Origin of the sequence: Kitasatospora phosalacinea (assembly GCF_030268885.1) — a bacterium.
GTDB lineage: Bacteria > Actinomycetota > Actinomycetes > Streptomycetales > Streptomycetaceae > Kitasatospora > Kitasatospora phosalacinea_C.
On record NZ_BSSA01000016.1, the window covers coordinates 1 to 23,313 of the forward strand.

Genomic DNA, 23,313 nt, shown 5'->3' on the forward strand with positions numbered 1-23,313 from the left:
CCTCACAGCGCCGATGGTACTGCAGGGGGGACCCTGTGGGAGAGTAGGACGCCGCCGAACAATCTTTCAGAGAAAGGGCTCCAGCCATGCGGCTGGGGCCCTTTCCGCATTTCCGGGCCAGGTCGGATCGGGCCGGAACGAGAGCCGGTGTTGCCGGGTGGGACGGTGCACGGCACACTGTGGCGTCATGGTCGTGGAGCAGGGCGAGGGGGCCGGCGACAGAGCCGGTCAGGGCGACGGCGACTTTCGGGCGTTCTACGAGGCGGCGTACGGGCAACTGGTGGCGCACCTGTACGCGCTGACGGGGGATCTGGGTGAGGCGCAGGACGCTGCCCAGGAGGCGTTCGTGCGGGCGTGGAACCACTGGGGGCGGCTGGTGTCGCACGAGAACCCGGTGGCTTGGGTGCGGTTGACGGGGCAGCGGATCGCGATCAGCCGGTGGCGGCGGGCCCGGACGGCGTTGCAGAGCTGGATCCGGCACGGGGACGGGCAGCAGTCGCCGGTCCCGGGGCCGGGGCCGGAGACGGTCGCGCTGGTGGAGGCGTTGCGGCGGTTGCCGGAGGCGCAGCGGTCGGCGTTGGTGTGGCACCACATGGGCGGGCGTTCGGTGGCGGAGATCGCTGCGGACGAGGGGGTGCCGGTGGGGACGGTGAAGGCGCGGTTGCACCGGGGGCGGCAGGCGTTGGCGGTGCTGTTGGGGGAAGAGCCGGCGGCGGTCGTGGAAGAGCCGGTGGTCGCCCCGCTGCGGCCGGTTCGGGCGGCTGCCGCGGGTGAGGTACGGGGTCGGGGGGAGTCGGCGGACGGGGCGGGGGAGCGGCGGAGGACGGGGGGCGTCGGTGCGGAACGGGGGCCGGTGGACGTGGAGTTGACGGGGGATCGGGTGCGGGTGGCGGAGGACTGCGGGTCGCATGTCTAGGCCCGAGGTCCCTGAGCTGGACGAGGCGGAGGACCGTCCGGCGATCGGTGCTGCCCGGTTGGAGGCGATGTTCGACGGACTGCGGCGCGAGGTGGCGACGGGGGTGCCGGCCCCGGACGCGGTCGAGGTGGTGCGGCGCGGGGTGCGGCGTCGGCAGCGGCGTCGGGTGGGTGCGGTGGCCGGGGCCGGGGTGCTGGGTGCCGCGGCGCTGTGGACGGTGGCGACGGTGGTGCCGTTGCAGTCGAGGCACGGGGTGGCGGGGGTACCGGTGGAGCAGTCGGCGGCGCCGTTGCCGAAACCGTCGAAGGGGTGGGCGTCCTCTGCGGCGCCGGTGCCCTCGTTCCCGGCGGAGCCGACGCCGAGCGGTGCTGCGTCGGCGCGGGTGTGGACGCTGCTGCCGTTGGAGGGGGCCGAACCGGAGGTGCGGGCGCTGGCGCTGGGGGTGCGGCGGATGCCGAGCGTGCTGGGCGGGTACGGCCCGTGGACGGCGGTGGCGCCGTCCACGGGCGCGTCCCCGTTCCTGTCCCCGTCCCCCTCGGTGTCCGCGTCCGCGTCCGGAGCGGGTGCCGGGGCTTCGGCCGCGCCGTCGGGCGGGGCGTCGGGTGCGGGCGTGGTGCTGCCGGTCCCGTCGTCACCGGAGGAGGAGTTCGCGGACGGCTGCGTGGCGGGGTTGGTGGCGCGGACGGGGGCGTCGCGGGCGTGGGGTGAGACGTACACGGACGGCTCGAGGGTGGAGGGCGCAGAGGGAGCAGCGGGCACGGAGAGGGCGGAGGAGGCGACGGCGCACCAGTACGTGCTGGACTTCGGGACGCCGGGGGCGGCGAAGGCTGCGGGAGCCCGGTTGTTGGCGGGTGGGGGGTGCGTGGCGCCGGGGGCGGGGTGGACGGTGGAGGACCAGGGGATCGGCGTGGTGGCGCTGGGGACGAGGGCACCGGCGCCCGCCGCGGAGGAGGTCGCGGTGCACGTCACCGGCTCGGTGGTGGCGGTGCTGACGGTGCGGCGGAGCGGGGACGGGGTGGTGCCGGAGGCGGGGCTGTCGGACTCGTTCCTGTTGGCGGCGGAGGAGTTCCTGACGCTGGGGCAGCCGACGCCGACGGGCTCCCGGGCGGGCTCCCCGACGAGCTCCCCGACGGGTCGAGCGACGGGTTGAGCGACGGTTCGGGCGGGGCGCGGGGCGGGGCGCGGGCGTTCGAAAAAAGTTCGGAACCCCGTGCAACCTGTCCGCCCCGGGCGGCGTTGGAGTGTTGGGACCGTCGTCGTGTGGGCGTCGGTCGACGGGGGAGCATCGAGCCGGTCGGTCGGGGCAGAACAGGGGACTGTCCCGGTCGGCCGGTTCGGAGCCCGCCCGGTGCGAGAGGCCGCGAGAGGCCTTGGTGAGCCGTGCGGCCCGGGCCGCGGAGGGGGAGTGGCGTGGGGGTCGAGGCCGTGGGTACGGAGGCCGTGCCGGATCTGGAGGAGTTGCGCAGGCGCGCGTCCGGGGAGGGCCCGCCGCCCGCGGAGGGCATGGTGGTGTGCGAGAACCTGGTGCGGATCCACCGTTCCGAGGGGGTCGAGGTGCAGGCCCTGCAGGGACTGGACCTGGTGGTGGAGGACGGCGAGCTGATCGCGGTGGTCGGCGCCTCGGGGTCGGGGAAGTCGACGCTGCTGGGCATCCTGGCGGGGCTGGACGTGCCCACGGCGGGCAGTGCCCGGGTGGCGGGGCACGACCTGCTGGCGATGGGCAAGCGCGAGCGGCTGGAGTTCCGGCGCCGGACGGTCGGGTTCGTCTGGCAGCAGACGGCGCGCAACCTGCTGCCGTACCTGACGGCGGCGGAGAACGTGATGCTGCCGATGGGGTACGCGGGCGTGCCGCGGGGCGAACGGCGGCGGCAGGCGGGGGAGTTGCTGGAGCTGCTCGGGATCGGGCACCTGGCGGGCCGTCGTCCGGCCGAGATGTCGGGCGGTGAGCAGCAGCGGGTGGCGATCGCGGTGGCGAACGCGAACTCCCCGGCGCTGCTGCTGGCGGACGAGCCGACGGGTGAGCTGGACAGCGCGACCAGCGAGGAGATCTTCGCGGCGCTGCGTTCGGTGAACGAGGAGCTGGGGGTGACGGTGCTGATCGTCACCCATGACCTCATGGTGGCGCAGGAAGTGCGCCGGACCGTGCGGATCCGCAACGGGCGCACCTCGACGGAGGTGCTGCGTCCCGAGCGGGGCGAGCCGGGCGTGGAGTACGCGGTGCTGGACCGGGTGGGCCGGTTGCAGCTGCCGCCGGACTTCACGGAGGCGTTGCAGCTCAGCCGTCGGGTGCGGCTGGCACTGGAAGAGGACCACATCGGGGTGTGGCGGGCCGAGGAAGAGGTGTGCGGGTGAGCGGCGACGCGATGGTGGTCGTGGAGGACGTGCACCGGACGTTCGGTGAGGGCGACCGGGCGGTGCACGCGGTGCGCGGGGTGTCGTTCACGGCGCGGGCCGGGGAGTTGACGGCGCTGCGGGGACGGTCGGGTTCGGGCAAGACGACGCTGCTGAACCTGGTGGGCGGGCTGGACACGCCGTCCGCGGGGAAGATCAGCATCGCCGGGACGGACCTGGCGGGGCTGGACGAGGCGGGCCGGTTGGAGCTGCGGCGGGACCGGATCGGTTTCGTGTTCCAGTCCTTCGGCCTGATCTCGGTGCTGACGGCGGCGGAGAACGTCGGGGTGCCGATGCGGCTGCGCAAGGTGGCGGTGAAGGAGCGCGAGGAGCGGGTCCGGACGCTGCTGGCGATGGTGGGGCTGGCGGAGCACGCGGAGCAGCGGCCGGCCGAGATGTCGGGCGGCCAGCAGCAACGGGTGGCGGTGGCGCGGGCGTTGGCGAACGAGCCGACGCTGCTGATCGCGGACGAGCCGACCGGCCAGCTCGACTCGGACACCGGGTTGGCGATCATGCAGTTGCTGCGGGCGGTGGTGCGCAGCGAGGGCGTGACGGCGCTGGTGGCGACGCACGACCCGCAGTTGATGGAACTGGCCGACCGGGTCCTGGAGTTGCGGGACGGGAAGATCGTCGAGTAGTCGGCGGGTGGTCCGGGCGGCCGTGTGGGGCCGCCCGGGCCGGTCGACCCGGGCCGTGGTCAGGGCGTCCAGAGCGCGCGGACCTGGTCGGCGATCCGGTGGCCCTGGGCCCGGCCGGCTTCGGCGGAGGGGGTGCGGACGGCGCTGTCGAGCGGGTTGGGACCGGCCGCGGCGAGGGAGGCCTCGTCGGGGGTGACGGCGAGGACCCGGCCGGTGCTCTCCAGCTGGGCGAGTTCGCCGGCCAGGAACGGGTCGGTCATCGGGGCGAGGACCAGGACGGCCTGCTGCCCGGTCATCAGGTCGGCGTTGTTGGAGCTGCGGATGCCGCCGTCCATGTAGTGGCGGCCGTCGATCTCGACGGTGGGCCAGACGCCGGGGACGGCGCAGCTGGCGGCGACCGCGTCGAGCAGCGGGACGCCGCTGTGGCGGTCGAAGGTGCGGGGTTCGCCGGTGGCGGTGTCGACGGCGGTGAGGGTGAGCGGCCAGGCGGGCCAGTCGCGGCCGGGGAGGCGTCCGGCGATGACGGCGAGCCGGTCGGCGGCCGGGACGGTGTCGGCGGCCAGGGCGAGTTCGCCGATGCGGCGGCGCAGTTCGGTGGGGTCGTCGATCTCGGCCATCAGCTCGCCGACGGTGTCGAGGAGCGCGCCGAGGGCTTCGGCGGGCGGGGTGATCTCGTGGTTCTGCAGGGCGGGCTCGGTCTGGCGGCGGTAGAGCTCGGCGAGCGGGAGGCCGGAGGCGAGCTGTCCGGCGACGGTGGCGCCCGCGGAGGTGCCGAGGACGTGGTCGGCGGTGCCGGGGACGTCGACGCCGGCTTCGGCGAGGCCGTGCAGGAGGCCGGTCTCCCAGGAGATGCCGGCGAGCCCGCCGCCGCCGAGTACGAGTCCGCGCATGGTGGTTCCCCCTCGAATCGTTCGTTTCCGGTGGCATTGTGGCCCAGGCGGCGGGGAGGGGCGTCAAGAATGCGACAATTCTTCGCTGGTGGCCGTCTGATCAGCGGATATTGCGATTTCTGGCCGTAGTCTCTGAGCCATGGTGCACACGGCCCGCGGCAGGCTGCGGATCTACCTCGGGGCGGCCCCGGGCGTCGGCAAGACCTACGCGATGCTGGCCGAGGCGCACCGCCGGACCGACCGCGGCGCGGAGGTGGTGGTCGGCTTCGTGGAGACCCACGGCCGGGCCCGCACCGCCGAGTTGCTGGACGGCCTGGAGACCGTCCCGCGCCGGACGGTGGTCCACCGGGGCGCCGAGTTCACCGAGCTGGACCTGGACGCGCTGCTGGCCCGGAGCCCGGCGGTCGCGCTGGTCGACGAGCTCGCCCACACCAACGTCCCCGGTTCGCGCAACGCCAAGCGCTGGCAGGACGTGGAGGAGCTGCTGGCCGCCGGGATCGACGTGGTCTCCACCGTCAACGTCCAGCACCTGGAGTCGCTGGGGGACGTGGTCGAGGGCATCACCGGCGTCCGGCAGCGGGAGACCGTCCCGGACGAGGTGGTGCGCCGGGCCGAGCAGATCGAGCTGGTCGACATGTCCCCGCAGGCGCTGCGCCGCCGCCTGGCGCACGGCAACGTGTACGCGCCGGAGAAGGTGGACGCGGCGCTCGCGCACTACTTCCGGCTGGGCAACCTGACCGCGCTGCGCGAGCTGGCGCTGCTGTGGACGGCCGACCGGGTCGACGAGTACCTGCAGCGCTACCGGGCCGAGCAGGGCATCCAGGGCACCTGGCAGGCCCGGGAGCGGATCGTGGTCGGCCTGACCGGCGGCCCGGAGGGCGCCACGCTGATCCGCCGGGCGGCCCGGATCGCGGCCCGCACCAGCGCGGGCGAGCTGCTGGCGGTGCACATCTCGCGTTCCGACGGGCTGCCGGGCTCCTCCCCGCAGGCGCTGATCGAGCAGCGCGCCCTGGTGGAGAGCCTCGGCGGCACCTTCCACAGCGTGCTCGGCGACGACCCGGCGGCCGGGCTGCTGGACTTCGCGCGCGGCGTCAACGCCACCCAGATCGTGCTCGGCACCAGCCGCCGCAAGGTCTGGCAGTACGTGTACGGGCCGGGGGTCGGCTACACGGTGACCCGGGACTCCGGCGACATCGACGTCCACATGGTCACCCACGAGCACGCGGCGCGCGGCCGCGGCCGGATCCCGATCCGCCGGGTGACCGACCTGGGCCGCACCAGGACGGTCGCGGGCTGGCTGATCGGCGTGGCCGGGCCGCCGCTGCTGGCCCTGCTGCTGACCGGGTTCAGCGGCCCGGGGCTCTCCACCGACATGCTGCTGTTCCTGTCGCTGACGGTGTGCGCGGCGCTGGTCGGCGGGCTGTACCCGGCGATCGCCTCGGCGCTGGTCTCCTCCTCGGCGCTCAACTACTACTTCGCGCCCCCCATCCACACCTTCACCATCGCCCAGCCGGAGAACATCGTCGCGGTGGCGATCTTCGCCGCGGTCGGCATCGCGGTCGCCACCGTGGTCGACCTGGCCGCCCGGCGCAGCCACCTCGCGGCCCGCGCCCAGGCCGAGGCGCAGACGCTGTCCGCGCTGGCGGGCACCGTGCTGCGCGGCGCGCCGAGCGGGGAGGGGGTGCTGACGGCGCTGTTGGAGCAGGTCCGGGAGACCTTCCAGCAGGAGGCGGTGGCGCTGCTGGAGCGGGCCGACGCGCACGGCGCCTGGCAGGCCGCGGCCGCGGTCGGACCGCGGCCGCCCGCCGGGCCGGAGCAGGCCGACGTGGACGTCCCGGTCGGTGAGCGCCTCGCGCTGGTGCTGCGCGGCCGGGTGCTGCCCGCCGCGGACCGGCGGATGCTCGGTGCGTTCGCCAACCAGGCCGCCGTCCTGCTGGAGCGCCGCCGACTGGCCGGGGAGGCGGCCGCGGCCCGCCGGGAGGCGGAGGGCAACCGGATCCGCACCGCGCTGCTGGCCGCCGTCTCGCACGACCTGCGCACCCCGCTGGCCGGGATCAAGGCCGCGGTCTCCTCGCTGCGCGCCGAGGACGTCGAGTGGGACCCGGAGGACGAGGCCGAGCTGCTGGCCGGGATCGAGTCCGGCGCGGACCGGCTCGACCACCTGATCAACAACCTGCTGGACATGAGCCGCCTGCAGACCGGCACGGTCACCCCGCTGCTGCAGCCCACCGACCTGGACGAGGTGGTGCCGTTCGTGCTCGGCGGCGTCCCGCCGGGCAGCGTGCGGCTGGAGGTGGCGGAGTCGCTGCCGATGGTGCGGGCCGACGCCGGGCTGCTGGAGCGGGTGCTGGCCAACCTGGTGGAGAACGCCGTCAAGTACGGGCCGCCCGGCTCACCCGTCCTGGTGAAGGCGGAACTGCTGGAGCGCACCGGACGGGTCGAACTGCGGGTGGTCGACCGCGGCCCCGGCGTCCCCGAGGAGGCCCGGGAGCGGATCTTCGCCCCGTTCCAGCGGCACGGCGACGCCCCGCGCGGCGCCGGGGTCGGCCTCGGCCTGGCGGTGGCCCGCGGCTTCGCCGAGGCGATGGACGGCACCGTCACCGCCGAGGACACCCCAGGCGGCGGGCTGACCGTGGTCGTCTCGCTGCCCGCCGCCCCGCCCGGGCGGCACCCCGGCGAAACACCCGCGACTCCCGCGACTCCCGCGACGCACGAGGCCCACGAGACGCACGAGGCCCACGAGACGCACAAGGCCCACGAGACGCACGAGACGCACGAGACGCACGAGGCACACGAGCGAAAGGCCGGTCCCGCATGACCCGGGTCCTGGTGGTGGACGACGAACCGCAGATCGTCCGCGCCCTGGTGATCAACCTCAAGGCCCGCAGGTACGAGGTGGACGCCGCGCACGACGGCGCGAGCGCCCTGGAACTGGCCGCCGCCCGCCACCCCGACGTGGTCGTCCTCGACCTGGGCCTGCCCGACATGGACGGCGTCGAGGTGATCCGCGGCCTGCGCGGCTGGACCCGGGTGCCGATCATCGTGCTGTCCGCCCGGCACGCCTCCGACGAGAAGGTCGAGGCGCTGGACGCCGGGGCCGACGACTACGTCACCAAGCCGTTCGGCATGGACGAGCTGCTGGCCCGGTTGCGGGCCGCGGTGCGCCGGGCCGAACCGGTCACCGCCGAGGGCGAGCCGGTGGTCACCACCGAGGGCTTCACCGTCGACCTGGCCGCGAAGAAGGTCAACCGGCAGGGGGCGGACGTCCGGCTCACCCCCACCGAGTGGCACCTGCTGGAGGTGCTGGTGCGCAACTCCGGGCGGCTGGTCAGCCAGACCCAGCTGCTCCAGGAGGTGTGGGGCCCGGCCTACCGCAAGGAGACCAACTACCTGCGGGTCTACCTGGCGCAGTTGCGCCGCAAGCTGGAGGCGGACCCCTCGCACCCCCGGCACTTCATCACCGAACCGGGGATGGGCTACCGCTTCGAGCCGTGACCCGGCCGCGGCCGGGGCCGCGCGCGGCCCTGCCGTCCGGCACCGGCGAACCGGTACCCTTCCGGCATGAGTGGTGACAACACCGGCGACCAGCCGCAAGGCCGTTTCCGCCGCATGCTGAACCGGCTGACCTCCTCCTCCGAGGAGCTCGAGGCCGAGGAGCTGCGGCAGGACACCGCGGAGGCGGGCTGCACCCCGATCGCCGCCTGCGGCGACCGCGAGGTCGTCACCGTCACGGGCACGCTGCGCACCGTCACGCTCCGCCCGCGCGCGGGGGTGCCCGCGCTGGAGGCCGAACTGTTCGACGGCACCGAGGCGCTGGACGTGGTGTGGCTGGGGCGGCGCTCGATCGTGGGCATCGAACCGGGCCGCCGCCTGATCGCCAGCGGCCGGATCAGCCACGCACGCGGGCGCCGCGTGCTCTTCAACCCCCGCTACGAGCTGCGTCCGGTGGGACACGGGAGCGAGTCCGCGTGAGCAACGAGGCGATCAGGGTGAGCGCGCACGGCCCGCACGGCCCGCAGGACGACGGGCAGCCCGGCGGGTACGAGCAGCCCGCCGCCGGGCAGGAGCCCGAGCGGGACGCCTCGAAGGAGGCCGCCGAGACGGTGCTCAAGGCGTTCGGCGGCGTGCGCGGCATGGTCGACATGACGCTGCCCGGCCTGGTGTACATCGTCGCGTTCAACATCACCCACAAGGTGCCGGTGGCCGCCTGGTCGGCGCTGGCGCTGTGCGCGGTGTTCGTGGTGGTCCGGCTGGCCCGCCGGGAGACCATCCAGCACGCCTTCTCCGGCGTGTTCGGGGTGGCGATCGGCGCCTGGATCTCGATGAAGACCGGCAAGGCCGAGGACTTCTACCTGCCGGGCCTGCTGTGGAACGTCGGCTACTGCCTGGCGCTGGCGGTCTCCGCGCTGGTGCGCTGGCCGATGATCGGCCTGATGCTCGGCCCGATCACCGGCGAGATGTTCACCTGGCGCAAGCAGAACCCTGGCCGACTGGCCGCCTACACGAAGGCGACCTGGGCCTGGGTGCTGATCATGGGCCTGAAGCCGGTGATCCTGTTCCCGCTGTGGGCCTCCGGGCAGATCAACCTGCTGGGCTGGCTGAAGGTCGCGCTCGGCATCCCGCCGCTGCTGCTGGCGATGTACGTGACCTGGCGGATCCTGCTGACCGCGCCGCCGCCGATCAAGGCGGAGCTCGACGCGGACGACGAGGAGCCGCAGAAGTGACCGGAGGGCCCCGCGCGGCGCGCGGGGCCCTCCGTCGTGCGGGGCGGGTCAGCCGGCCAGCAGCGTCTCCAGCTCCTCCTCGCGCTCCTGGGCGGCGACGAACAGCAGCTCGTCCCCGGCCTCCAGGGTGTCGTTGCCGCTCGGGACCAGCACCCGGCCCTCGCGGATGATGGTGACCAGCGCGGTGTCCACCGGCCAGGCGACGTCGCCGACCCGGGTGCCGACCAGGTCGGTGTCCGCGGCGAGGGTCAGCTCGACCAGGTTGGCGTTGCCCTGGGAGAAGCGCATCAGGCGGACCAGGTCGCCGACGCTCACCGCCTCCTCGACCAGCGCCGACATCAGGCGCGGGGTGGAGACCGCGACGTCCACGCCCCAGGACTCGTTGTACAGCCACTCGTTCTTCGGGTTGTTCACCCGGGCGACCACCCGCGGCACGCCGTACTCGGTCTTGGCGAGCAGCGAGACCACCAGGTTGACCTTGTCGTCACCGGTGGCGGCGATCACCACGTGGCAGCGCTGCAGCGCCGCCTCGTCCAGCGAGGTGATCTCGCAGGCGTCGGCGAGCAGCCACTCGGCGAGCGGGACGCGCTCCACCGAGATGGAGTTCGGGTTCTTGTCGATCAGCAGGACCTCGTGGCCGTTCTCCAGGAGCTCCCCGGCGATGGAACGGCCGACGGCTCCGGCTCCGGCGATGGCGACGCGCATCAGTGACCAGCCTCCTCGGGACCCTGGGCGAAGGCCGCCTCGACCGCGGTCAGTTCGTTGCGGCGCAGCATCACGTGCACCAGGTCGCCCTCCTGGACCACCATCTGCGGGGTGGGCAGCACACCCTCGCCGACCCGGGTGACGAACGCCACCCGGACCCCGGCGGCCTCCTCCAGCTCGGCGAGCCGGTGGCCGATCCAGGACGGGGCGAACGCGACCTCGGCCAGCTGCACGGCGCCCGACGGGTCCTGCCAGAGCGGCTCGGCGCCGCTGGGCAGCAGCCGGCGCAGCATCTGGTCGGCCGTCCAGCGGACGGTGGCGACGGTCGGGATGCCCAGGCGCTGGTACACCTCGGCGCGGCGCGGGTCGTAGATGCGGGCCGCGACGTGCTCGACGCCGAAGTTCTCGCGGGCCACCCGGGCCGCGATGATGTTGGAGTTGTCGCCGCTGGAGACGGCGGCGAAGGCGCCCGCCTCCTCGATGCCGGCCTCCTTCAGGGTGTCCTGGTCGAAGCCGACGCCGGTGACCCGGCGGCCGTTGAAGCCCGCGCCGAGCCGACGGAAGGCCGTCGGGTCCTGGTCGATGACCGCGACCGAGTGGCCTTGTTTCTCGAGCGTTCTGGCGAGGGCGGAGCCTACGCGTCCGCAGCCCATGATGACGATGTGCACGCGCCTACCTCACCCGGTCCGTTGGGGTCATGACCTGCGTAAACACCGCTCATCGTCCTTCCGTGCCCGCGATTTCGGGGGCGTTTCGTCGACCGCGCCTGTGATCCGACGCGAGGGGCAACTCGGTGTTGCCCGCAAACCCTTCTGTCGACACGCTAGCCGGTCCGCCGAACACAGTCGCGACCAAGGTGGCCCCGCGAGGCATCCGGTGCCATCGGGAGCCCTTACGATTCCTTGCTGTGCCTATGCCTGCTGACCTACCGAAACGCATCCTGATCGGGCGTGCGCTGCGCAGCGACAAGCTGGGGGAGACCCTCCTCCCCAAGCGAATCGCGCTGCCGGTGTTCGCCTCGGACGCGCTCTCCTCCGTCGCGTACGCGCCCGAGGAGATCCTGTTGACGCTGTCGCTGGCCGGTGCCTCGGCCATCCACTTCTCGTGGCAGATCGGCGTCGTGGTCGCCATCGTGATGCTCGCGGTGGTCGCGTCGTACCGGCAGAACGTGCACGCCTATCCCAGCGGAGGCGGTGACTACGAGGTCGCGACCGTCAACCACGGGTCGAACTCCGGCCTGGTGGTGGCGAGCGCGCTGATGGTCGACTACATCCTCACCGTGGCGGTGTCGACCACCTCCGGCGTGGCCAACGTGGTCTCGGCGGTGCCCGCGCTGCGCGGGCACGAGATGGCGCTGTCGGTGTTCCTGGTCATCCTGCTGATGGGCATGAACCTGCGCGGCGTGCGCGAGTCCGGTTCGGCGTTCGCCGTGCCGACGTACGCCTTCATGGTCGGCGTGATCGGCATGGTGGTCTACGGCCTGGTCCGGCACTTCGGGTTCGGGGCCGAGCTGCCCGCGGAGAGCGCCTCGTACCACCTGGCGGCGACGCCCGGCAACGACTCGCTGGCCGGGTTCGCGCTGGTGTTCCTGCTGCTGAAGGCGTTCTCCTCGGGCTGTGCGGCGCTGACCGGTGTGGAGGCGATCTCCAACGGCGTGCCCGCGTTCCGCAAGCCGAAGAGCAAGAACGCGGCGACCACGCTGCTGATGATGGCCACCATCGCCGTGACGATGTTCATGGGCATCATCTACCTCGCCCACCTGACCGGCACGCAGATGGCCGAGAACCCGACCGAGCAGCTGGTCGGCGCGCCCGCGGACTACCACCAGAAGACCGTGCTGGCGCAGATCTCCGAGGCGGTCTTCTCCAACTTCACGCCCGGCTTCTACTTCGTCGCCGCCACCACCGGCCTGATCCTGGTGCTGGCCGCGAACACCGCGTTCAACGGCTTCCCGGTGCTCGGCTCGATCCTCGCCCAGGACCGCTACCTGCCGCGGCAGCTGCACACCCGCGGCGACCGGCTCGCCTTCTCCAACGGCATCGTGCTGCTGGCCGGTGCGGCGATCCTGTTCATCGTGGCGTTCGGCGCCGACCCGAACCGGCTGATCCAGCTGTACATCGTCGGCGTCTTCGTGGCCTTCAACATGAGCCAGTCCGGCATGATCCGGCACTGGACCAGGCTGCTGCGCACCGAGACCGACCCGAAGAAGCGCGCCCACATGCAGCGCAGCCGGGCGATCAACGCCTTCGGCCTGGTGATGACCATGGCCGTGCTGATCGTGGTGCTCGCCACCAAGATCGGCCACGCCTGGATCGCGATCGCCCTGATGGTCGTGCTGTTCGTGCTGATGAAGGCGATCCGCCGCCACTACGACCGGGTCAGCACCGAGCTCAAGGCCGCCGAGGAGCCCGACGACGTCGCCCCGCCGACCCGGGTGCACGCCATCGTGCTGGTCTCCAAGCTGCACAAGCCCGCGCTGCGCGCCCTCGCGTACGCCCGCCTGGCCCGGGCCCAGACCCTGGAGGCCGTCACCGTCAACGTCGACCCGGCGGACACCGCGGCGCTGCGCCAGGACTGGGAGGAGCGCGGCCTCGACGTGCCGCTGAAGGTCCTCGACTCGCCCTACCGCGAGGTCACCGGGCCGGTGCTGGAGTACGTCAAGAACCTGCGCCGCTCCAGCCCGCGCGACGTGGTCGCCGTCTACATCCCCGAGTACGTGGTCGGCCACTGGTACGAGCACCTGCTGCACAACCAGAGCGCGCTGCGGCTCAAGGGACGCCTGCTGTTCAAGCCCGGCGTGATGGTGACCTCCGTACCCTGGCAGTTGGAGTCCTCGGAGCGGCGCAAGGCGCCCAAGGCGTGGTCCGCGCCCGGCGCGGTGCGCCGCGGCGAGCCGCGGCGGCGGCCGACGGCGGGCGGGTCGGGCGATCCGGCCGGTTCCGGCGGCCGGGCCGACGGGTCGAGCGGGGCGGACGCCGCGTCGCGCGACTGAGCGCCCGCGCTGCCCGTCCGGCCCCCGGATGGCCTTCAATGGGCCCGTGGCGGATCGTTCCCGGTCCGCCGCGGGCCGCCGTGTTCGCGCCCGCCGCACGGTGCTCCACCCGTTTGTGTCCCGCTGTCTCCCGTAAGGAAGCGACCCCCGTGACCCGCAACAACCCGCCCCGCTCCTCCGGTCGCCAGGGCCGCCCCGGCCGCACGTCCGGCGCCAAGCCGGGGCAGGTCGCGCACCCGCGCTGGAGCAGCCGGCCCGCCCGGCCCGAAGCCACCGACCGGGAGGGCAACACCGCCCGCAGCCTGCCGCCGGTGCCGGGCGAGCAGCGTCCGGAGAAGCCCGCGAAGACCACGAAGGCCGCTCCGCAGGAGGGGGCCCCGAAGCAGCAGCGCGCCCCGAAGCAGCAGCGCGCCCCGAAGCAGGAGCGCGCCCCGAAGCAGCAGGCCGCCGCGCCGGGCGAGGGCGGGAGGAAGCCGGCCCGGCAGGGGCGCAAGCCCGGGGCGGTGCGGCCGCCGAAGGCGCTGCGGCCCGCCCAGCCGGTGCTGCGGCAGCCCTCCGGGGACCCGCTGGTCGGCGAGCGCTACGAGGTCGAGGTCGGGCCGGTCGCGCACGGCGGCCACTGCGTGGCCCGGCACGAGGGCCGGGTGCTGTTCGTCCGGCACGCGCTGCCCGGCGAGCGGGTGGTCGTGCAGGTCACCGACGGCACCACCACCTCGCGCTTCCTGCGGGCCGACGCGGTGGAGGTGCTGGAGGCCGCCAAGGACCGGATCGAGGCGCCCTGCCCGTTCTCCGGCCCCGGCCGCTGCGGCGGCTGCGACTGGCAGCACGTCACCCCCGGCGGGCAGCGCAAGCTCAAGGCCGCCGTCCTCACCGAGCAGCTCGCCAAGCTGGCCGGCCTCACCCCCGAGGAGGCGCACTGGGACGGCTCGGTCGAACCGGTCGGCGGCAAGCTCCCCGCGGGCGAGGTCCCGGCCTGGCGCACCCGGGTCCAGTACGCGGTGGACGAGGAGGGCGTGATCGGCCTGCGCAAGCACCGCTCGCACGACGTCCAGCCGATCGACCGCTGCCTGATCGCGGCGCCCGGGGTGAGCGAGCTCGGCGTCGAGTCCCGCGACTGGACCGGGGTGGCCGCGGTGGAGGCGATCGCCGCCTCCGGCTCCTCCGACCGGCAGGTGATCCTGCGGCCGCGGCCCGGCGAGCAGCTGCCGCTGGTCGAGCTGGACCGCGAGACCTCCATCGCCCGGATCGACGAGCAGGACCTGTTCCACCGCGTCCACGGCCGCACCTTCGTCCGCGAGCGCGCCGCCGGCCGCACCTGGCGGGTCTCCGAGGGCGGCTTCTGGCAGATCCACCCCGAGGCCCCCGACACCCTGGTCGACGCCGTCCTCACCGGCCTCGACCCGCAGTGGGGCGAGAGCGCGCTCGACCTGTACTGCGGCGTCGGCCTGTTCGCGGGCGCGCTCGCCGAACGGGTCGGCGAGGAGGGCGCGGTGCTCGGCATCGAGTCCGGCAAGCAGGCGGTGGCCGACGCCCGGCACAACCTGGCCGCGCTGGAGCAGGTCCGGATCGAGTGCGACAAGGTCGAGACCCTGCTGCCCCGCACCGGCATCACCTCCACCGACCTGATCGTCCTCGACCCCCCGCGCTCCGGCGCGGGCCGCGACACCGTCGCCCACCTCAGCTCCCTGGAGGCCCGCCGGATCGCCTACGTCGCCTGCGACCCGGCCGCCCTCGCCCGCGACCTGGCCTTCTTCCGCGAGGGCGGCTACCGGCCGGTCTCGCTGCGGGCCTTCGACCTGTTCCCGATGACCCAGCACTTCGAGTGCGTCGCCATCCTGGAGCCGGTCGAGCAGGGCCGCTGACCCGCCGTCGGCACCGGGTGCCACCACCCGGTGCCGCCACCGGTGCCGACGGGCCGGCGCCGACGGACCGGTCGGGGAGAACCGGCGGGGGGAGAATCGGCGTTCGGGTTGAAGCGGCCGATGCAGCCGCCCCATCCTTGCTGCCATGCCGCTCGCCTTCCCGCCCGACGCGTCCCGTCCGCCCGGCTACGCGTACGACTGGGCCCTGGTCGACGTCGAGACGTCCGGCCTGGTCGCCCGGCGCGACCGGGTCCTCTCGATCGCCGTGCTGACCTTCGGGCCGGACGGGGTGCAGAGCGGGGAGTACTCCACCCTGCTCGATCCGGGCTGCGATCCGGGGCCGGTGCACGTCCACGGCCTGACGGCGGAGCGGTTGCGCGGCGCCCCGACCTTCGAGCAGGTGGCCGACCGGATCGGGGCGCTCCTGCGCGGCCGGGTCATGGTGGCCCACAACGCCCAGTTCGACTACGACTTCCTGGCCCACGAGTTCGCCCGGGCCCGGCTGCACCTGCCCGTCGACCGGCGCCTGTGCACCCTGGCCCTGAACCGGCGGGTGGAACCGCCGGTGGCCGGCCTCGGCCTGGCGGCCCTCGCCGAGCACTACGGCGTGCCGCAGACCAGGGCGCACGACGCGCTGGACGACGCGCGCGTCCTCGCGGGGGTGTTCCGCGCCTCCCTGGCCGAGGCCGTGCGGCTGGGGGTCCCGCTGCCGCTGGTGGCCTGTCCGCCCCGGCAGGACCCGCGGTTCGCGCCGAAGCCGCCGAAGACGCCGTGCGCCTACCGGAACCCGGGCCGTCCGGCGTCCGGTGGACCGCTGGTCCAGGGCATGAAGGTGGCCTTCACGGGCGAGAGCACCGTCCCCCGGGCGGAGTTGGTGGCCCGGGCCGTCGACGCGGGCCTGAACGTCATGTCGTCGGTCAGTCGACACACCGGCGTCCTGGTCACCAACGACGTGGTCTCGGGTTCCGCCAAGGCGCGGCGGGCGATCGCGGAGGGCGTCACGGTCGTCGACGAGCGGGCCTTCCTCGGGCTGCTGGAGCGGGTGCGGCCCGGGACGCTCCACGAGGGACCGGCCGCGCCACCGACCGCGCCCGCCGAGGCCCCCGCGCCCGTGGCCGCGGCGGCGCCCGCACCCCCGCGGCGGCCCGGGGCACCGTACGCGGCCAAGCCGTTCGGCCGCCGCAGGGTGCTCGTGCTGGGCGGCACCCACGAGGAGGCGTCCGCGGTGCGGGCCAGGGCCGTCGAGCTGGGCGGGACGGCCGCGATCAACCTCTCGGCCGGGGTCACCGACGTCGTCCTCCTCCCCGGCGGCGAGCGCGACCGCCGGATGACCCGGGTCGCAACGCTGGGCATCCCGGTGCACCCGCGCGAATGGCTCGGCGCCCCCGCCGCGGAGCCGGCCGGAGTCCCCGCCCGGGGCACCGCGGAGCACCGGGACGGCACGGCGGCCGAGGTGCTGCCGCGCGGCGGGGTCATCGACCTCCCGGCCGCCGGGCAGTGGCACGTGGCCGCCTCCTGGGCGCAGCAGACGGGCTGCGAGATCGACGTCGTCGCCTTCGTCCTCGACGGGGACGAACAGGTCGCCTGCGACGAGGACTTCGTCTTCTACGGCGCCCCGGAGAGTCCGGGCGGGTCGGTCCGCCTCCTCTGCGACGGCCCGACCGAGCAGACCGTCGCCGTCGACCTCGCAGCGCTGCCGCCCGCCGCCCGCCGGATCGCGATCGCCGCCGCCATCGACGGGACGGACACCTTCGGGGACGTCGGAGCGGTCCAGGTGGCCCTCGCCCCGGGCGCCGACGCACCGGTCGTCGCCCAGGCCACGTTGGACGCCGCCACCAGCGAGCGCACCCTGCTCCTGGCCGAGGTCTACCGCCGCGGTCCGCGGTGGCGCTTCCGCGCCGTCGGCCAGGGCTACGACCACGGCCTGGAGGCCCTGGTGCGCGGGTACGGCGTCGAGGTGGAGTAGTCCCGTTCCGGGACGCTCCCGGTGTCCGTCGGCGGATCGGGACGCGCGGCCGGTTTTCGCGGGGGCGCGGGCGGACATGGTGGGGGAGCGGGGGACGGCCGGTTTGCGCCCTTGTTGTGCTAGCACCTCGGCGCTAGCGTGAAGTATGGCCAAGAAGCAGCTGAACGTCAGGGTGGACGCGACCACCGCCGAGATGGCCCGTGAGCGGGCCGAGCAGCAGGGGATCAGCATGAACCAGTACATCGAACGACTGGTGCAGCAGGACATGGGCGAGGCCGGACGCAACTTCGTGGACGCCGCGGCGCAGTTCATGAAGGAGCACGAGGCGGTGTTCCTCGCCGAGTTCGGGTCGCCCAGCGAACTCCAGGAGGTACGCCGTTGAAACTTGAGGTCGACCTCTCGTGGCTGCTCATGACCGCCGAGCAGTACACGCCCGGTGACCCGCAGGTCACCGACTACGGATCGCTGCTCGCGGCGATCACCAGGCACCAGGCCGAGATCTTCGACATCGCGGTCTACCCCGAACCGCAGGACCGGGCGGCCGCGCTGATGCACCAGCTGATCCGGGTGCCCGCGCTGGAGCGCAACAACGAGCTGTTCGCCACCGCGGTGGCCTACGCGTACCTGGTGGCCAGCGGCTGCCGGGTGGCGACCACGGCGCGCGAGGTTCGCAGCCTGGCCCGGGCGATCCGGGAGGGCAAGCTCGGCATCACCGGCGTGGCGGAGCGGCTGGCGATGTGGGTGGTCGACGAGTCGGAGGAGGAAGAGGTCGGCGACGACGGCGAGGAGTGAGCCGCCGCCGCGGGCGGCATCAGGGGCCGGGAGAGCGACGAGGCGCCCGCGGGCGGGATACCCTCGACGTTCCCCCGGCCCCTGACGGCCCCGGCCGTCCCTCGGGGCACCGAACGATCTGCGCCGAGGATGCGAGCGAGTTGCTGCAGGACATCGAGCCCTACCTGGTCTGCCCGCACTGCGCCCGCCCGCTGGCGCTGGCCGGCCGCACCCTGCGCTGCGCCGACGGCCACAGCTTCGACCAGGCCCGGCAGGGCTACGTGAGCCTGCTCGCGGGGGACGCCGGGCCGGGCACCGCCGACACCGCCGACATGGTCGCGGCCCGCAGCGACTTCCTGGCGGCCGGCCACTACGCCCCGCTGGAACGGGCGTTGGCCGCGGCCGCCGCCGCGACCCCCACCGACAGCGGACTGGTCGCTGACCTCGGCGCGGGCACCGGCCACTACCTGGCCCGGGTGCTGGAGACCCGGCCGGACGCGGCGGGCGCGGCCCTCGACCTGTCCAAGTACGCGCTGCGCCGCGCCGCGAAGGCCCACCCGCGGATCGGCGCCGTGGTCTGCGACGCCTGGCGCCCGCTCCCGCTGCGGGACGCCGCCGCGGACGTGCTGCTGAACGTGTTCGCGCCGCGCAACGGCCCCGAGATGCGGCGGGTGCTGCGCCCCGGCGGGCGGCTGCTGGTGGCCGCCCCGACCTCCCGCCACCTGCGCGAACTGGTCGGCGCGCTGGGCCTGCTGACGGTCGACGAGGACAAGGACCGGCGGATCGAGCAGAAGCTCGGCCCGTGGTTCACCCCGGTCGGGCGCACCGAGGTGGAGTTCGCGCTGCGGCTGTCGCGGACGGACGCCGCCGCCGTGGTCGGCATGGGCCCGAGCGCCTGGCACACCGACCGGGCCGCGCTGGCCGCCGCGCTGGCGGCGCTGCCCGAACCGGTGGAGGTCACCGGTTCGGTGCTGGTCACCGCGTACGAGTGACGCCCCGTCCGGCTGTCGGGGTCGGTTGGGACTCGAAGGGGTGAAAGGGCGCCAGGAGAGACGTTTCTGCAGCTCAGGGCGCACCTAGAGTGCTCCGGGTGACCAGCGAAGCCCCCTTGGCCCCGCCCCCGGTGGCCCCCTCGGCCCCGTCCCCGGTGGCCCTCTCGGCCCCGCCCCCGGCGGCGGCCGCCGCCCGCGAGGTGCGGTCCGCGTCCGCCCGTGACGAACGGCCCGCGTCCGCCCGCGAGGTGCGGCAGGCACCCGGCCCGACGGTGAAGCGCCCCACCGTCGAGGAACTGCGGCTGACCTCCTTCAAGTCCTACCGGCGGGCCACCCTGCCGATGTCGCCGCTGACCGTGCTGCACGGGCCGTCCGGGGCGGGCAAGTCCAACGCGCTGGACGCCCTGGCCGTGCTCTCCCGGCTCGCCCTCGGCGAGGAGATCCGGCCCTCGCTGGACGGCCTCGGCGGCCCGCGCGGCCCGCTCGCCACCCCGGTGCGCGGCGGCCTGAACGGCTGCGTCCCGCACGGGCGCAACGCGATCATCCTCGGCTGCACCGTGCGCTCCGGCGTCGGGACGATCCGGCTCGAAGTCGTGGTCCGCACCGACGGACGCGTCCGGATCGCCCGCGAATGGCTCACCCTGGACGACCGCACCCTGATGGAGACCGGCGAACAGGACCTCGCCCGCGGCCGGGTCAACGTCACCTGGCACAACGACTCCCGGCAGGGCGACATCCGCGCCCCGTTGCCCAGCGGCAGCCTGATCACCGCCCAACTCCCGCTGCGGGTCGCCGGGTCCTCCAACGGCGAACGCAAGGTGCTGGCCGCCGCCGAACAGGTGCTCACCGCGCTGCGCGAGGTGTTCGCGCTGCACCCCGTGCCCGCCGCGATGCGCGGCTGGAACCGGCCCGAACCGCAGGCCAGGCTGCTCGGCACCGCCGCCAACGTCTCCGCCGTCCTCGACCGGCTGGAGCACGAGTGCCCGCGCCGCTGGGCCCGCCTGCTGCGCGCCGTCCAGGCCGCCGCCCCGCACCCGCTGCTCGGCCTCGGCGTCGCCCGCCGCGGCGACGGCGACCGGCGGCGCCTGCTCGCCGTCTTCGACGAGGGCGTGCTCGGCCGCACCGGCGCCGACCAGGCCGCCGACGGCATGCTGCGCCTGCTCGCCTTCGCCGCCGTCCTGCTCACCGGCGCCGCCGTCCTCGACGTCGACCCCGCCATCGAAGTGCCGGACGCCCACCGGCAGTTGGTCCTGCTCGCCGAGGACCTCGGCGCGGGCCTGGCGTCCGACCAGGTCACCGCCCTGCTGGCCCTCGCCCGCGAGGTCACCGGCAAGGGCGACATCCGGCTGCTCGCCACCCTCCAGGAGCCCGGCCCGGCGCTCGGTCCGGACGGCGTCGAACTCGTCGAGTGCCGACGCGATCCGGCCACCGGGCACAGCCTGCTGCGCCGCACCGACCCCGCCGCCCGGGTGCCGGTGCAGGGGGCGGCGCGCGGCGAGGGCGCGGTGGTAGACCTGGGGGAATGAGCGACGAAGAGGAACCCGCGGCCGTGGCGGATCGGGTGGACCGGGCCGGTCGGGCTGATCGGGTGGACCGGGCCGGTCGGGCGGACCGGGCGGACCGGCCGGGCGGGGGCGGCCTGCCCGAGGCCGGGCCGACGGTGCCCGAACTCCAGCGGCGGCTGGCCGAGTTCGCGGCCGTCCGGCAGTGGCAGCAGTACCACACCCCGAAGAACCTGGCCTCGGCGCTGACCGTCGAGGCGGGCGAACTGCTGGAGGTCTTCCAGTGGTTGACGCCCGAGCAGGCCGCGGACGTGATGTCGGACGCGGACTCGGCGCACCGGGTCCGCGACGAGGTGGCCGACGTGCTGGCCTACCTGCTGCAACTGTGCACCGTGCTGGAGGTGGACCCGCTGCAGGCACTGGCGGAGAAGATCGAGCGCAACGAGAGCAGGTTCCCGGCGCCCTGAGCGGGTTCCCGGTGGCGGGGGAAATCATCCGGAGTTCCCCCCTGCGGGGGACCCCGGTTGTCCACAGGGCCGGGTTGTCCACAGGCCGGCCGAACCCGCTGGGCGCCCCCCGCGACCGGCGGCACGCTGATCCCCGTGACCGACCGCCGAAGGACGGCGGCGGCGAGCGAGGGGAGCGCACCGTGGAGGCGCTGCGACTGATCAAGACCGTCCGGCACGCCCTGGCCGAGGCCCGGACGACCGGCGACATCCTGCACGAGGCCTGGCAGTCCGGGCTGCTCACCGAAGCGGTCGGGGCCCGGATCGCCGACCACGACGAGGAGGCGATCGCCACCCTCGGGCAGCTGCTCTGCGAGGCCGGTGCGCACACCGCGAGCTGCCTGCGCCAGCCGCCCGAGCCGGGCCTGGACGACCTGCCCGGCGGGCCGGTCGGCGTCTACCCGGAGTGGACCGGCCCGACGCTGGTCGAGCGGTTCGGCGCGCTCGGCGAGCTGGAGCCGGTGCTGGCCGAGCTCGCCCTGCTGCTGGGGGACGCCAACGAGAGCCTGGTGGTGCTCGCCTGCGGGGCGGACACCGAGAGCCTGTACTGGAGCTGCATCGACGGGCTGGACGCGGGCTCCGAATGCCGCGACCTGGTGGCCCGGCTCCTGCGCGAGCAGCGGAGACTGACGGCCGCGCGGGCCCCGGACGACGGGCCGGACGACGGGCCGGAGGACGGGCCGGACGGCGGGTCGGGTGACGGGCCGGACGGCGGGCCGGACGGCGGGCCGTGGAACGGGGCGGGCGGCGAACCGTGGGACGGGCCGGGGGAGGGCGCGGCCGGGGAGGTGGGAGCGGCGGTCGGGGCGGGGGCCCCGGGCGCGGCCCGGCGGGAGGAGAGGAGGCTCGTGATCCCGCTGGGTCCGCCGGTCCCGGCGGCGCGCAGCGCTCAGGCGCGGGGCGAGCCGTCCGCCGGGGCGTCCTGCCCGCCGCGGGCGGGCGAGGAGCGCAGGTCGGAGTCGAGTCCGGCCAGGTCGGTGTTGATCGAGGCGAGCAGCTCCTGCATCTGCTCCAACAGCGACTTCGGGGTGGCGGGCGCGCCGCCCGCGGCGGTGTCCGCGGTGGGCGGCTCGGTCCAGGGCTCGGACATGAGGGGGCCCCTTCAACTCGGTGGTGCGGTGTGAAGCGCCGGGGTCGGCGCCGCCGGTCCAACGAGCCCCCGCCGCGCGCGGTCACCCCGGACCACCCGTTGAGGTCCAACCGGCGGGCCCGGTCAGCCGCAGGAGTGAGCCGAGTTTGCGGGGGCCGCCCCCGCTCGGCTACGGCCCCGGGCCGGTACCGGGGCCGTAGCCGGAGCGTCGGGGGCCGGGGCTGCCGGGGCCACCGTGGCCACCGGGGCCGCTGAGGTCGCTCCGGCGGGAGCCGGACGACGGCGGTACGACAGCCGGACGGCCGGGCTGCTGGGGAGCAGACACCGGCCGCCGGACGGACACCACCTGACAGGAGGTCAGTTGTGCGAGTGCAGGTCCGCGTTCAGACCGCCCCACGAACCGGTGCGGGCGATCACCTCGACCGCACCGGACTGCGAGTTGCGGCGGAACAGCAGGTTGTCCTGGCCGGACAGCTCCACCGCCTTGGCCACCGAGCCGTCCGGGGCGGTGACCCGGGTCCCGGCGGTGACGTACAGGCCCGCCTCGACCACGCAGTCGTTGCCCAGCGAGATGCCGATGCCCGCGTTGGCGCCCAGCAGGCAGCGCTCGCCCACCGAGACGACCTGCTTGCCGCCGCCGGACAGGGTGCCCATGATCGAGGCCCCGCCGCCGATGTCGCTGTGGTCGCCGACCACCACGCCCGCGCTGATCCGGCCCTCGACCATCGAGGTGCCCAGGGTGCCCGCGTTGAAGTTGACGAAGCCCTCGTGCATCACGGTGGTGCCCTCGGCCAGGTGCGCGCCCAGGCGCACCCGGTCGGCGTGGGCGATCCGGACGCCGGACGGCGCCACGTAGTCGGTCATCCGCGGGAACTTGTCGATGCCGTACAGGGCGAGCTGCCCGCCCTGGGCGCGCACCGCCAGCCGGGCCTGCTCCACGTTGGCGACCGGGGTCGGGCCGATCGACGTCCAGGCGACGTTCGCCAGCAGGCCGAAGATGCCGTCCAGGTTCTGGCCGTGCGGCTTCACCAGGCGGGCGGAGAGCAGGTGCAGGCGCAGGTAGACGTCGTGCGCGTCCAGCGGCTTCTCGTCCAGCGAGGAGATCACGGTGCGCACCGCCACCACCTCGACGCCGCGGCGGGCGTCGGTGCGGAGTGCCTCGGCCGCGCCGGGGCCGAGCGCCAGTTCGGCCTCCTCGGCGCTCAGCCGGACGGTGCCGGACGGGCCCGGGGCGGCGGCCAGCTCGGGCGCGGGGAACCAGGTGTCGAGGACGGTGCCGTCGGCCGCGATGGTCGCCAGGCCGGCGGCCACCGCGCCGCTTGCAGGGGTGGAGGTTTCAGCAGTCACATCCCGCACCGTAACCAATCG

At 74.6% G+C, this 23,313-nt stretch carries 21 protein-coding genes; 17 read left to right on the forward strand and 4 right to left on the reverse strand.

Annotation, left to right across the window (positions count from 1 at the left end):
- Window positions 1–187 precede the first annotated feature (187 nt).
- The 4 genes from QSK52_RS22165 (at window position 188) to QSK52_RS22180 (ending at window position 3,945) form a co-directional block, all read left to right on the forward strand.
- A complete protein-coding gene (locus tag QSK52_RS22165) occupies window positions 188–916 on the forward strand; it encodes a SigE family RNA polymerase sigma factor (RefSeq protein WP_285737876.1) in 729 nt (242 codons plus the stop codon).
- A complete protein-coding gene (locus QSK52_RS22170; protein ID WP_285737877.1) occupies window positions 909–2,066 on the forward strand; it encodes a hypothetical protein in 1,158 nt (385 codons plus the stop codon). The genes QSK52_RS22165 and QSK52_RS22170 overlap by 8 nt, the downstream gene beginning before the upstream one ends.
- Before the next feature lie 299 nt (window positions 2,067–2,365).
- Window positions 2,366–3,268, forward strand: a complete 903-nt coding sequence (locus QSK52_RS22175; protein WP_435053328.1) for an ABC transporter ATP-binding protein — start codon at window positions 2,366–2,368, stop codon at window positions 3,266–3,268.
- Window positions 3,269–3,279: 11 nt separating this feature from the next.
- The gene (locus tag QSK52_RS22180; RefSeq protein ID WP_285738018.1) at window positions 3,280–3,945 is read left to right on the forward strand and encodes an ABC transporter ATP-binding protein; all 666 of its coding nucleotides are present in this window, start codon (window positions 3,280–3,282) and stop codon (window positions 3,943–3,945) included.
- A 59-nt stretch (window positions 3,946–4,004) separates the two neighbouring features.
- Here QSK52_RS22180 and QSK52_RS22185 read toward each other — a convergent pair whose 3' ends face one another.
- The gene (locus QSK52_RS22185) at window positions 4,005–4,835 is read right to left on the reverse strand and encodes a patatin-like phospholipase family protein (RefSeq protein ID WP_285737878.1); all 831 of its coding nucleotides are present in this window, start codon (window positions 4,833–4,835) and stop codon (window positions 4,005–4,007) included.
- Between the two features lie 139 nt (window positions 4,836–4,974).
- Here QSK52_RS22185 and QSK52_RS22190 point away from each other — a divergent pair, with 139 nt between their 5' ends.
- The 4 genes from QSK52_RS22190 to QSK52_RS22205 all read left to right on the forward strand — a co-directional run bounded on the left by QSK52_RS22190 (window position 4,975) and on the right by QSK52_RS22205 (window position 9,559).
- Window positions 4,975–7,653 (forward strand): sensor histidine kinase, encoded by a 2,679-nt coding sequence (locus tag QSK52_RS22190; RefSeq protein WP_285737879.1) that lies wholly within the window; start codon window positions 4,975–4,977, stop codon window positions 7,651–7,653.
- Entirely contained in the window at window positions 7,650–8,330 is a 681-nt protein-coding gene (locus tag QSK52_RS22195) for a response regulator (RefSeq protein ID WP_285737880.1), read from the forward strand. The genes QSK52_RS22190 and QSK52_RS22195 overlap by 4 nt, the downstream gene beginning before the upstream one ends.
- A gap of 66 nt (window positions 8,331–8,396) precedes the next feature.
- A complete protein-coding gene (locus QSK52_RS22200; RefSeq protein WP_285737881.1) occupies window positions 8,397–8,807 on the forward strand; it encodes an OB-fold nucleic acid binding domain-containing protein in 411 nt (136 codons plus the stop codon).
- Window positions 8,804–9,559, forward strand: a complete 756-nt coding sequence (locus QSK52_RS22205; protein WP_285737882.1) for a DUF3159 domain-containing protein — start codon at window positions 8,804–8,806, stop codon at window positions 9,557–9,559. The genes QSK52_RS22200 and QSK52_RS22205 overlap by 4 nt, the downstream gene beginning before the upstream one ends.
- Window positions 9,560–9,607: 48 nt before the next feature.
- Here the strand turns inward: QSK52_RS22205 and QSK52_RS22210 are convergent, their stop codons facing one another.
- Both QSK52_RS22210 and QSK52_RS22215 read right to left on the reverse strand, forming a co-directional pair.
- Window positions 9,608–10,264, reverse strand: a complete 657-nt coding sequence (locus QSK52_RS22210; RefSeq protein ID WP_285737883.1) for a potassium channel family protein — start codon at window positions 10,262–10,264, stop codon at window positions 9,608–9,610.
- Window positions 10,264–10,932, reverse strand: coding sequence for a potassium channel family protein (locus QSK52_RS22215; protein ID WP_285737884.1), 669 nt, complete (start codon window positions 10,930–10,932; stop codon window positions 10,264–10,266). The genes QSK52_RS22210 and QSK52_RS22215 overlap by 1 nt, the downstream gene beginning before the upstream one ends.
- 245 nt (window positions 10,933–11,177) lie before the next feature.
- Between QSK52_RS22215 and QSK52_RS22220 the strand changes: the two genes are divergently transcribed.
- The 9 genes from QSK52_RS22220 to QSK52_RS39485 all read left to right on the forward strand — a co-directional run bounded on the left by QSK52_RS22220 (window position 11,178) and on the right by QSK52_RS39485 (window position 21,979).
- Complete coding sequence (locus tag QSK52_RS22220) at window positions 11,178–13,256, forward strand: APC family permease (RefSeq protein ID WP_285737885.1); 2,079 nt, start codon at window positions 11,178–11,180, stop codon at window positions 13,254–13,256.
- 521 nt (window positions 13,257–13,777) lie between these two features.
- A complete protein-coding gene (locus QSK52_RS22225) occupies window positions 13,778–15,118 on the forward strand; it encodes a class I SAM-dependent RNA methyltransferase (protein ID WP_285738019.1) in 1,341 nt (446 codons plus the stop codon).
- A 145-nt stretch (window positions 15,119–15,263) separates the two neighbouring features.
- Window positions 15,264–17,084 carry a TerD family protein gene (locus QSK52_RS22230; protein WP_285737886.1) on the forward strand — a complete coding sequence of 607 codons (1,821 nt, stop codon included), beginning with the start codon at window positions 15,264–15,266 and terminating at the stop codon, window positions 17,082–17,084.
- Between the two features lie 145 nt (window positions 17,085–17,229).
- Complete coding sequence (locus tag QSK52_RS22235; protein ID WP_111556198.1) at window positions 17,230–17,466, forward strand: toxin-antitoxin system HicB family antitoxin; 237 nt, start codon at window positions 17,230–17,232, stop codon at window positions 17,464–17,466.
- Window positions 17,463–17,876 carry a hypothetical protein gene (locus QSK52_RS22240; protein ID WP_033216979.1) on the forward strand — a complete coding sequence of 138 codons (414 nt, stop codon included), beginning with the start codon at window positions 17,463–17,465 and terminating at the stop codon, window positions 17,874–17,876. Before QSK52_RS22235 ends, QSK52_RS22240 begins: the two co-directional genes overlap by 4 nt.
- A gap of 140 nt (window positions 17,877–18,016) precedes the next feature.
- Complete coding sequence (locus tag QSK52_RS22245; protein WP_285737887.1) at window positions 18,017–18,847, forward strand: putative RNA methyltransferase; 831 nt, start codon at window positions 18,017–18,019, stop codon at window positions 18,845–18,847.
- 98 nt (window positions 18,848–18,945) lie between these two features.
- The gene (locus QSK52_RS22250; protein ID WP_285737888.1) at window positions 18,946–20,373 is read left to right on the forward strand and encodes an AAA family ATPase; all 1,428 of its coding nucleotides are present in this window, start codon (window positions 18,946–18,948) and stop codon (window positions 20,371–20,373) included.
- Window positions 20,370–20,816: a nucleotide pyrophosphohydrolase gene (locus tag QSK52_RS22255; protein WP_352230297.1), complete on the forward strand. Its 447-nt coding sequence runs from the start codon at window positions 20,370–20,372 to the stop codon at window positions 20,814–20,816. The genes QSK52_RS22250 and QSK52_RS22255 overlap by 4 nt, the downstream gene beginning before the upstream one ends.
- Before the next feature lie 182 nt (window positions 20,817–20,998).
- Window positions 20,999–21,979: a DUF6099 family protein gene (locus tag QSK52_RS39485; protein ID WP_352230298.1), complete on the forward strand. Its 981-nt coding sequence runs from the start codon at window positions 20,999–21,001 to the stop codon at window positions 21,977–21,979.
- 323 nt (window positions 21,980–22,302) lie between these two features.
- Here QSK52_RS39485 and dapD read toward each other — a convergent pair whose 3' ends face one another.
- Complete coding sequence (gene dapD, locus QSK52_RS22270; RefSeq protein WP_435053325.1) at window positions 22,303–23,292, reverse strand: 2,3,4,5-tetrahydropyridine-2,6-dicarboxylate N-succinyltransferase; 990 nt, start codon at window positions 23,290–23,292, stop codon at window positions 22,303–22,305.
- Window positions 23,293–23,313: the final 21 nt, after the last annotated feature.

Excerpts from the sequence above, each read along its gene's own strand:
- QSK52_RS22165 (WP_285737876.1), top strand. The coding sequence starts at position 188 with ATGGTCGTGGAGCAGGGCGAGGGGGCCGGCGACAGAGCCGGTCAGGGC.
- QSK52_RS22170 (WP_285737877.1), top strand. The coding sequence starts at position 909 with ATGTCTAGGCCCGAGGTCCCTGAGCTGGACGAGGCGGAGGACCGTCCG.
- QSK52_RS22180 (WP_285738018.1), top strand. The coding sequence starts at position 3,280 with ATGGTGGTCGTGGAGGACGTGCACCGGACGTTCGGTGAGGGCGACCGG.
- QSK52_RS22185 (WP_285737878.1), bottom strand. The coding sequence starts at position 4,835 with ATGCGCGGACTCGTACTCGGCGGCGGCGGGCTCGCCGGCATCTCCTGG.
- QSK52_RS22190 (WP_285737879.1), top strand. The coding sequence starts at position 4,975 with ATGGTGCACACGGCCCGCGGCAGGCTGCGGATCTACCTCGGGGCGGCC.
- QSK52_RS22195 (WP_285737880.1), top strand. The coding sequence starts at position 7,650 with ATGACCCGGGTCCTGGTGGTGGACGACGAACCGCAGATCGTCCGCGCC.
- QSK52_RS22200 (WP_285737881.1), top strand. The coding sequence starts at position 8,397 with ATGAGTGGTGACAACACCGGCGACCAGCCGCAAGGCCGTTTCCGCCGC.
- QSK52_RS22210 (WP_285737883.1), bottom strand. The coding sequence starts at position 10,264 with ATGCGCGTCGCCATCGCCGGAGCCGGAGCCGTCGGCCGTTCCATCGCC.
- QSK52_RS22220 (WP_285737885.1), top strand. The coding sequence starts at position 11,178 with ATGCCTGCTGACCTACCGAAACGCATCCTGATCGGGCGTGCGCTGCGC.
- QSK52_RS22230 (WP_285737886.1), top strand. The coding sequence starts at position 15,264 with ATGCCGCTCGCCTTCCCGCCCGACGCGTCCCGTCCGCCCGGCTACGCG.
- QSK52_RS22235 (WP_111556198.1), top strand. The coding sequence starts at position 17,230 with ATGGCCAAGAAGCAGCTGAACGTCAGGGTGGACGCGACCACCGCCGAG.
- QSK52_RS22255 (WP_352230297.1), top strand. The coding sequence starts at position 20,370 with ATGAGCGACGAAGAGGAACCCGCGGCCGTGGCGGATCGGGTGGACCGG.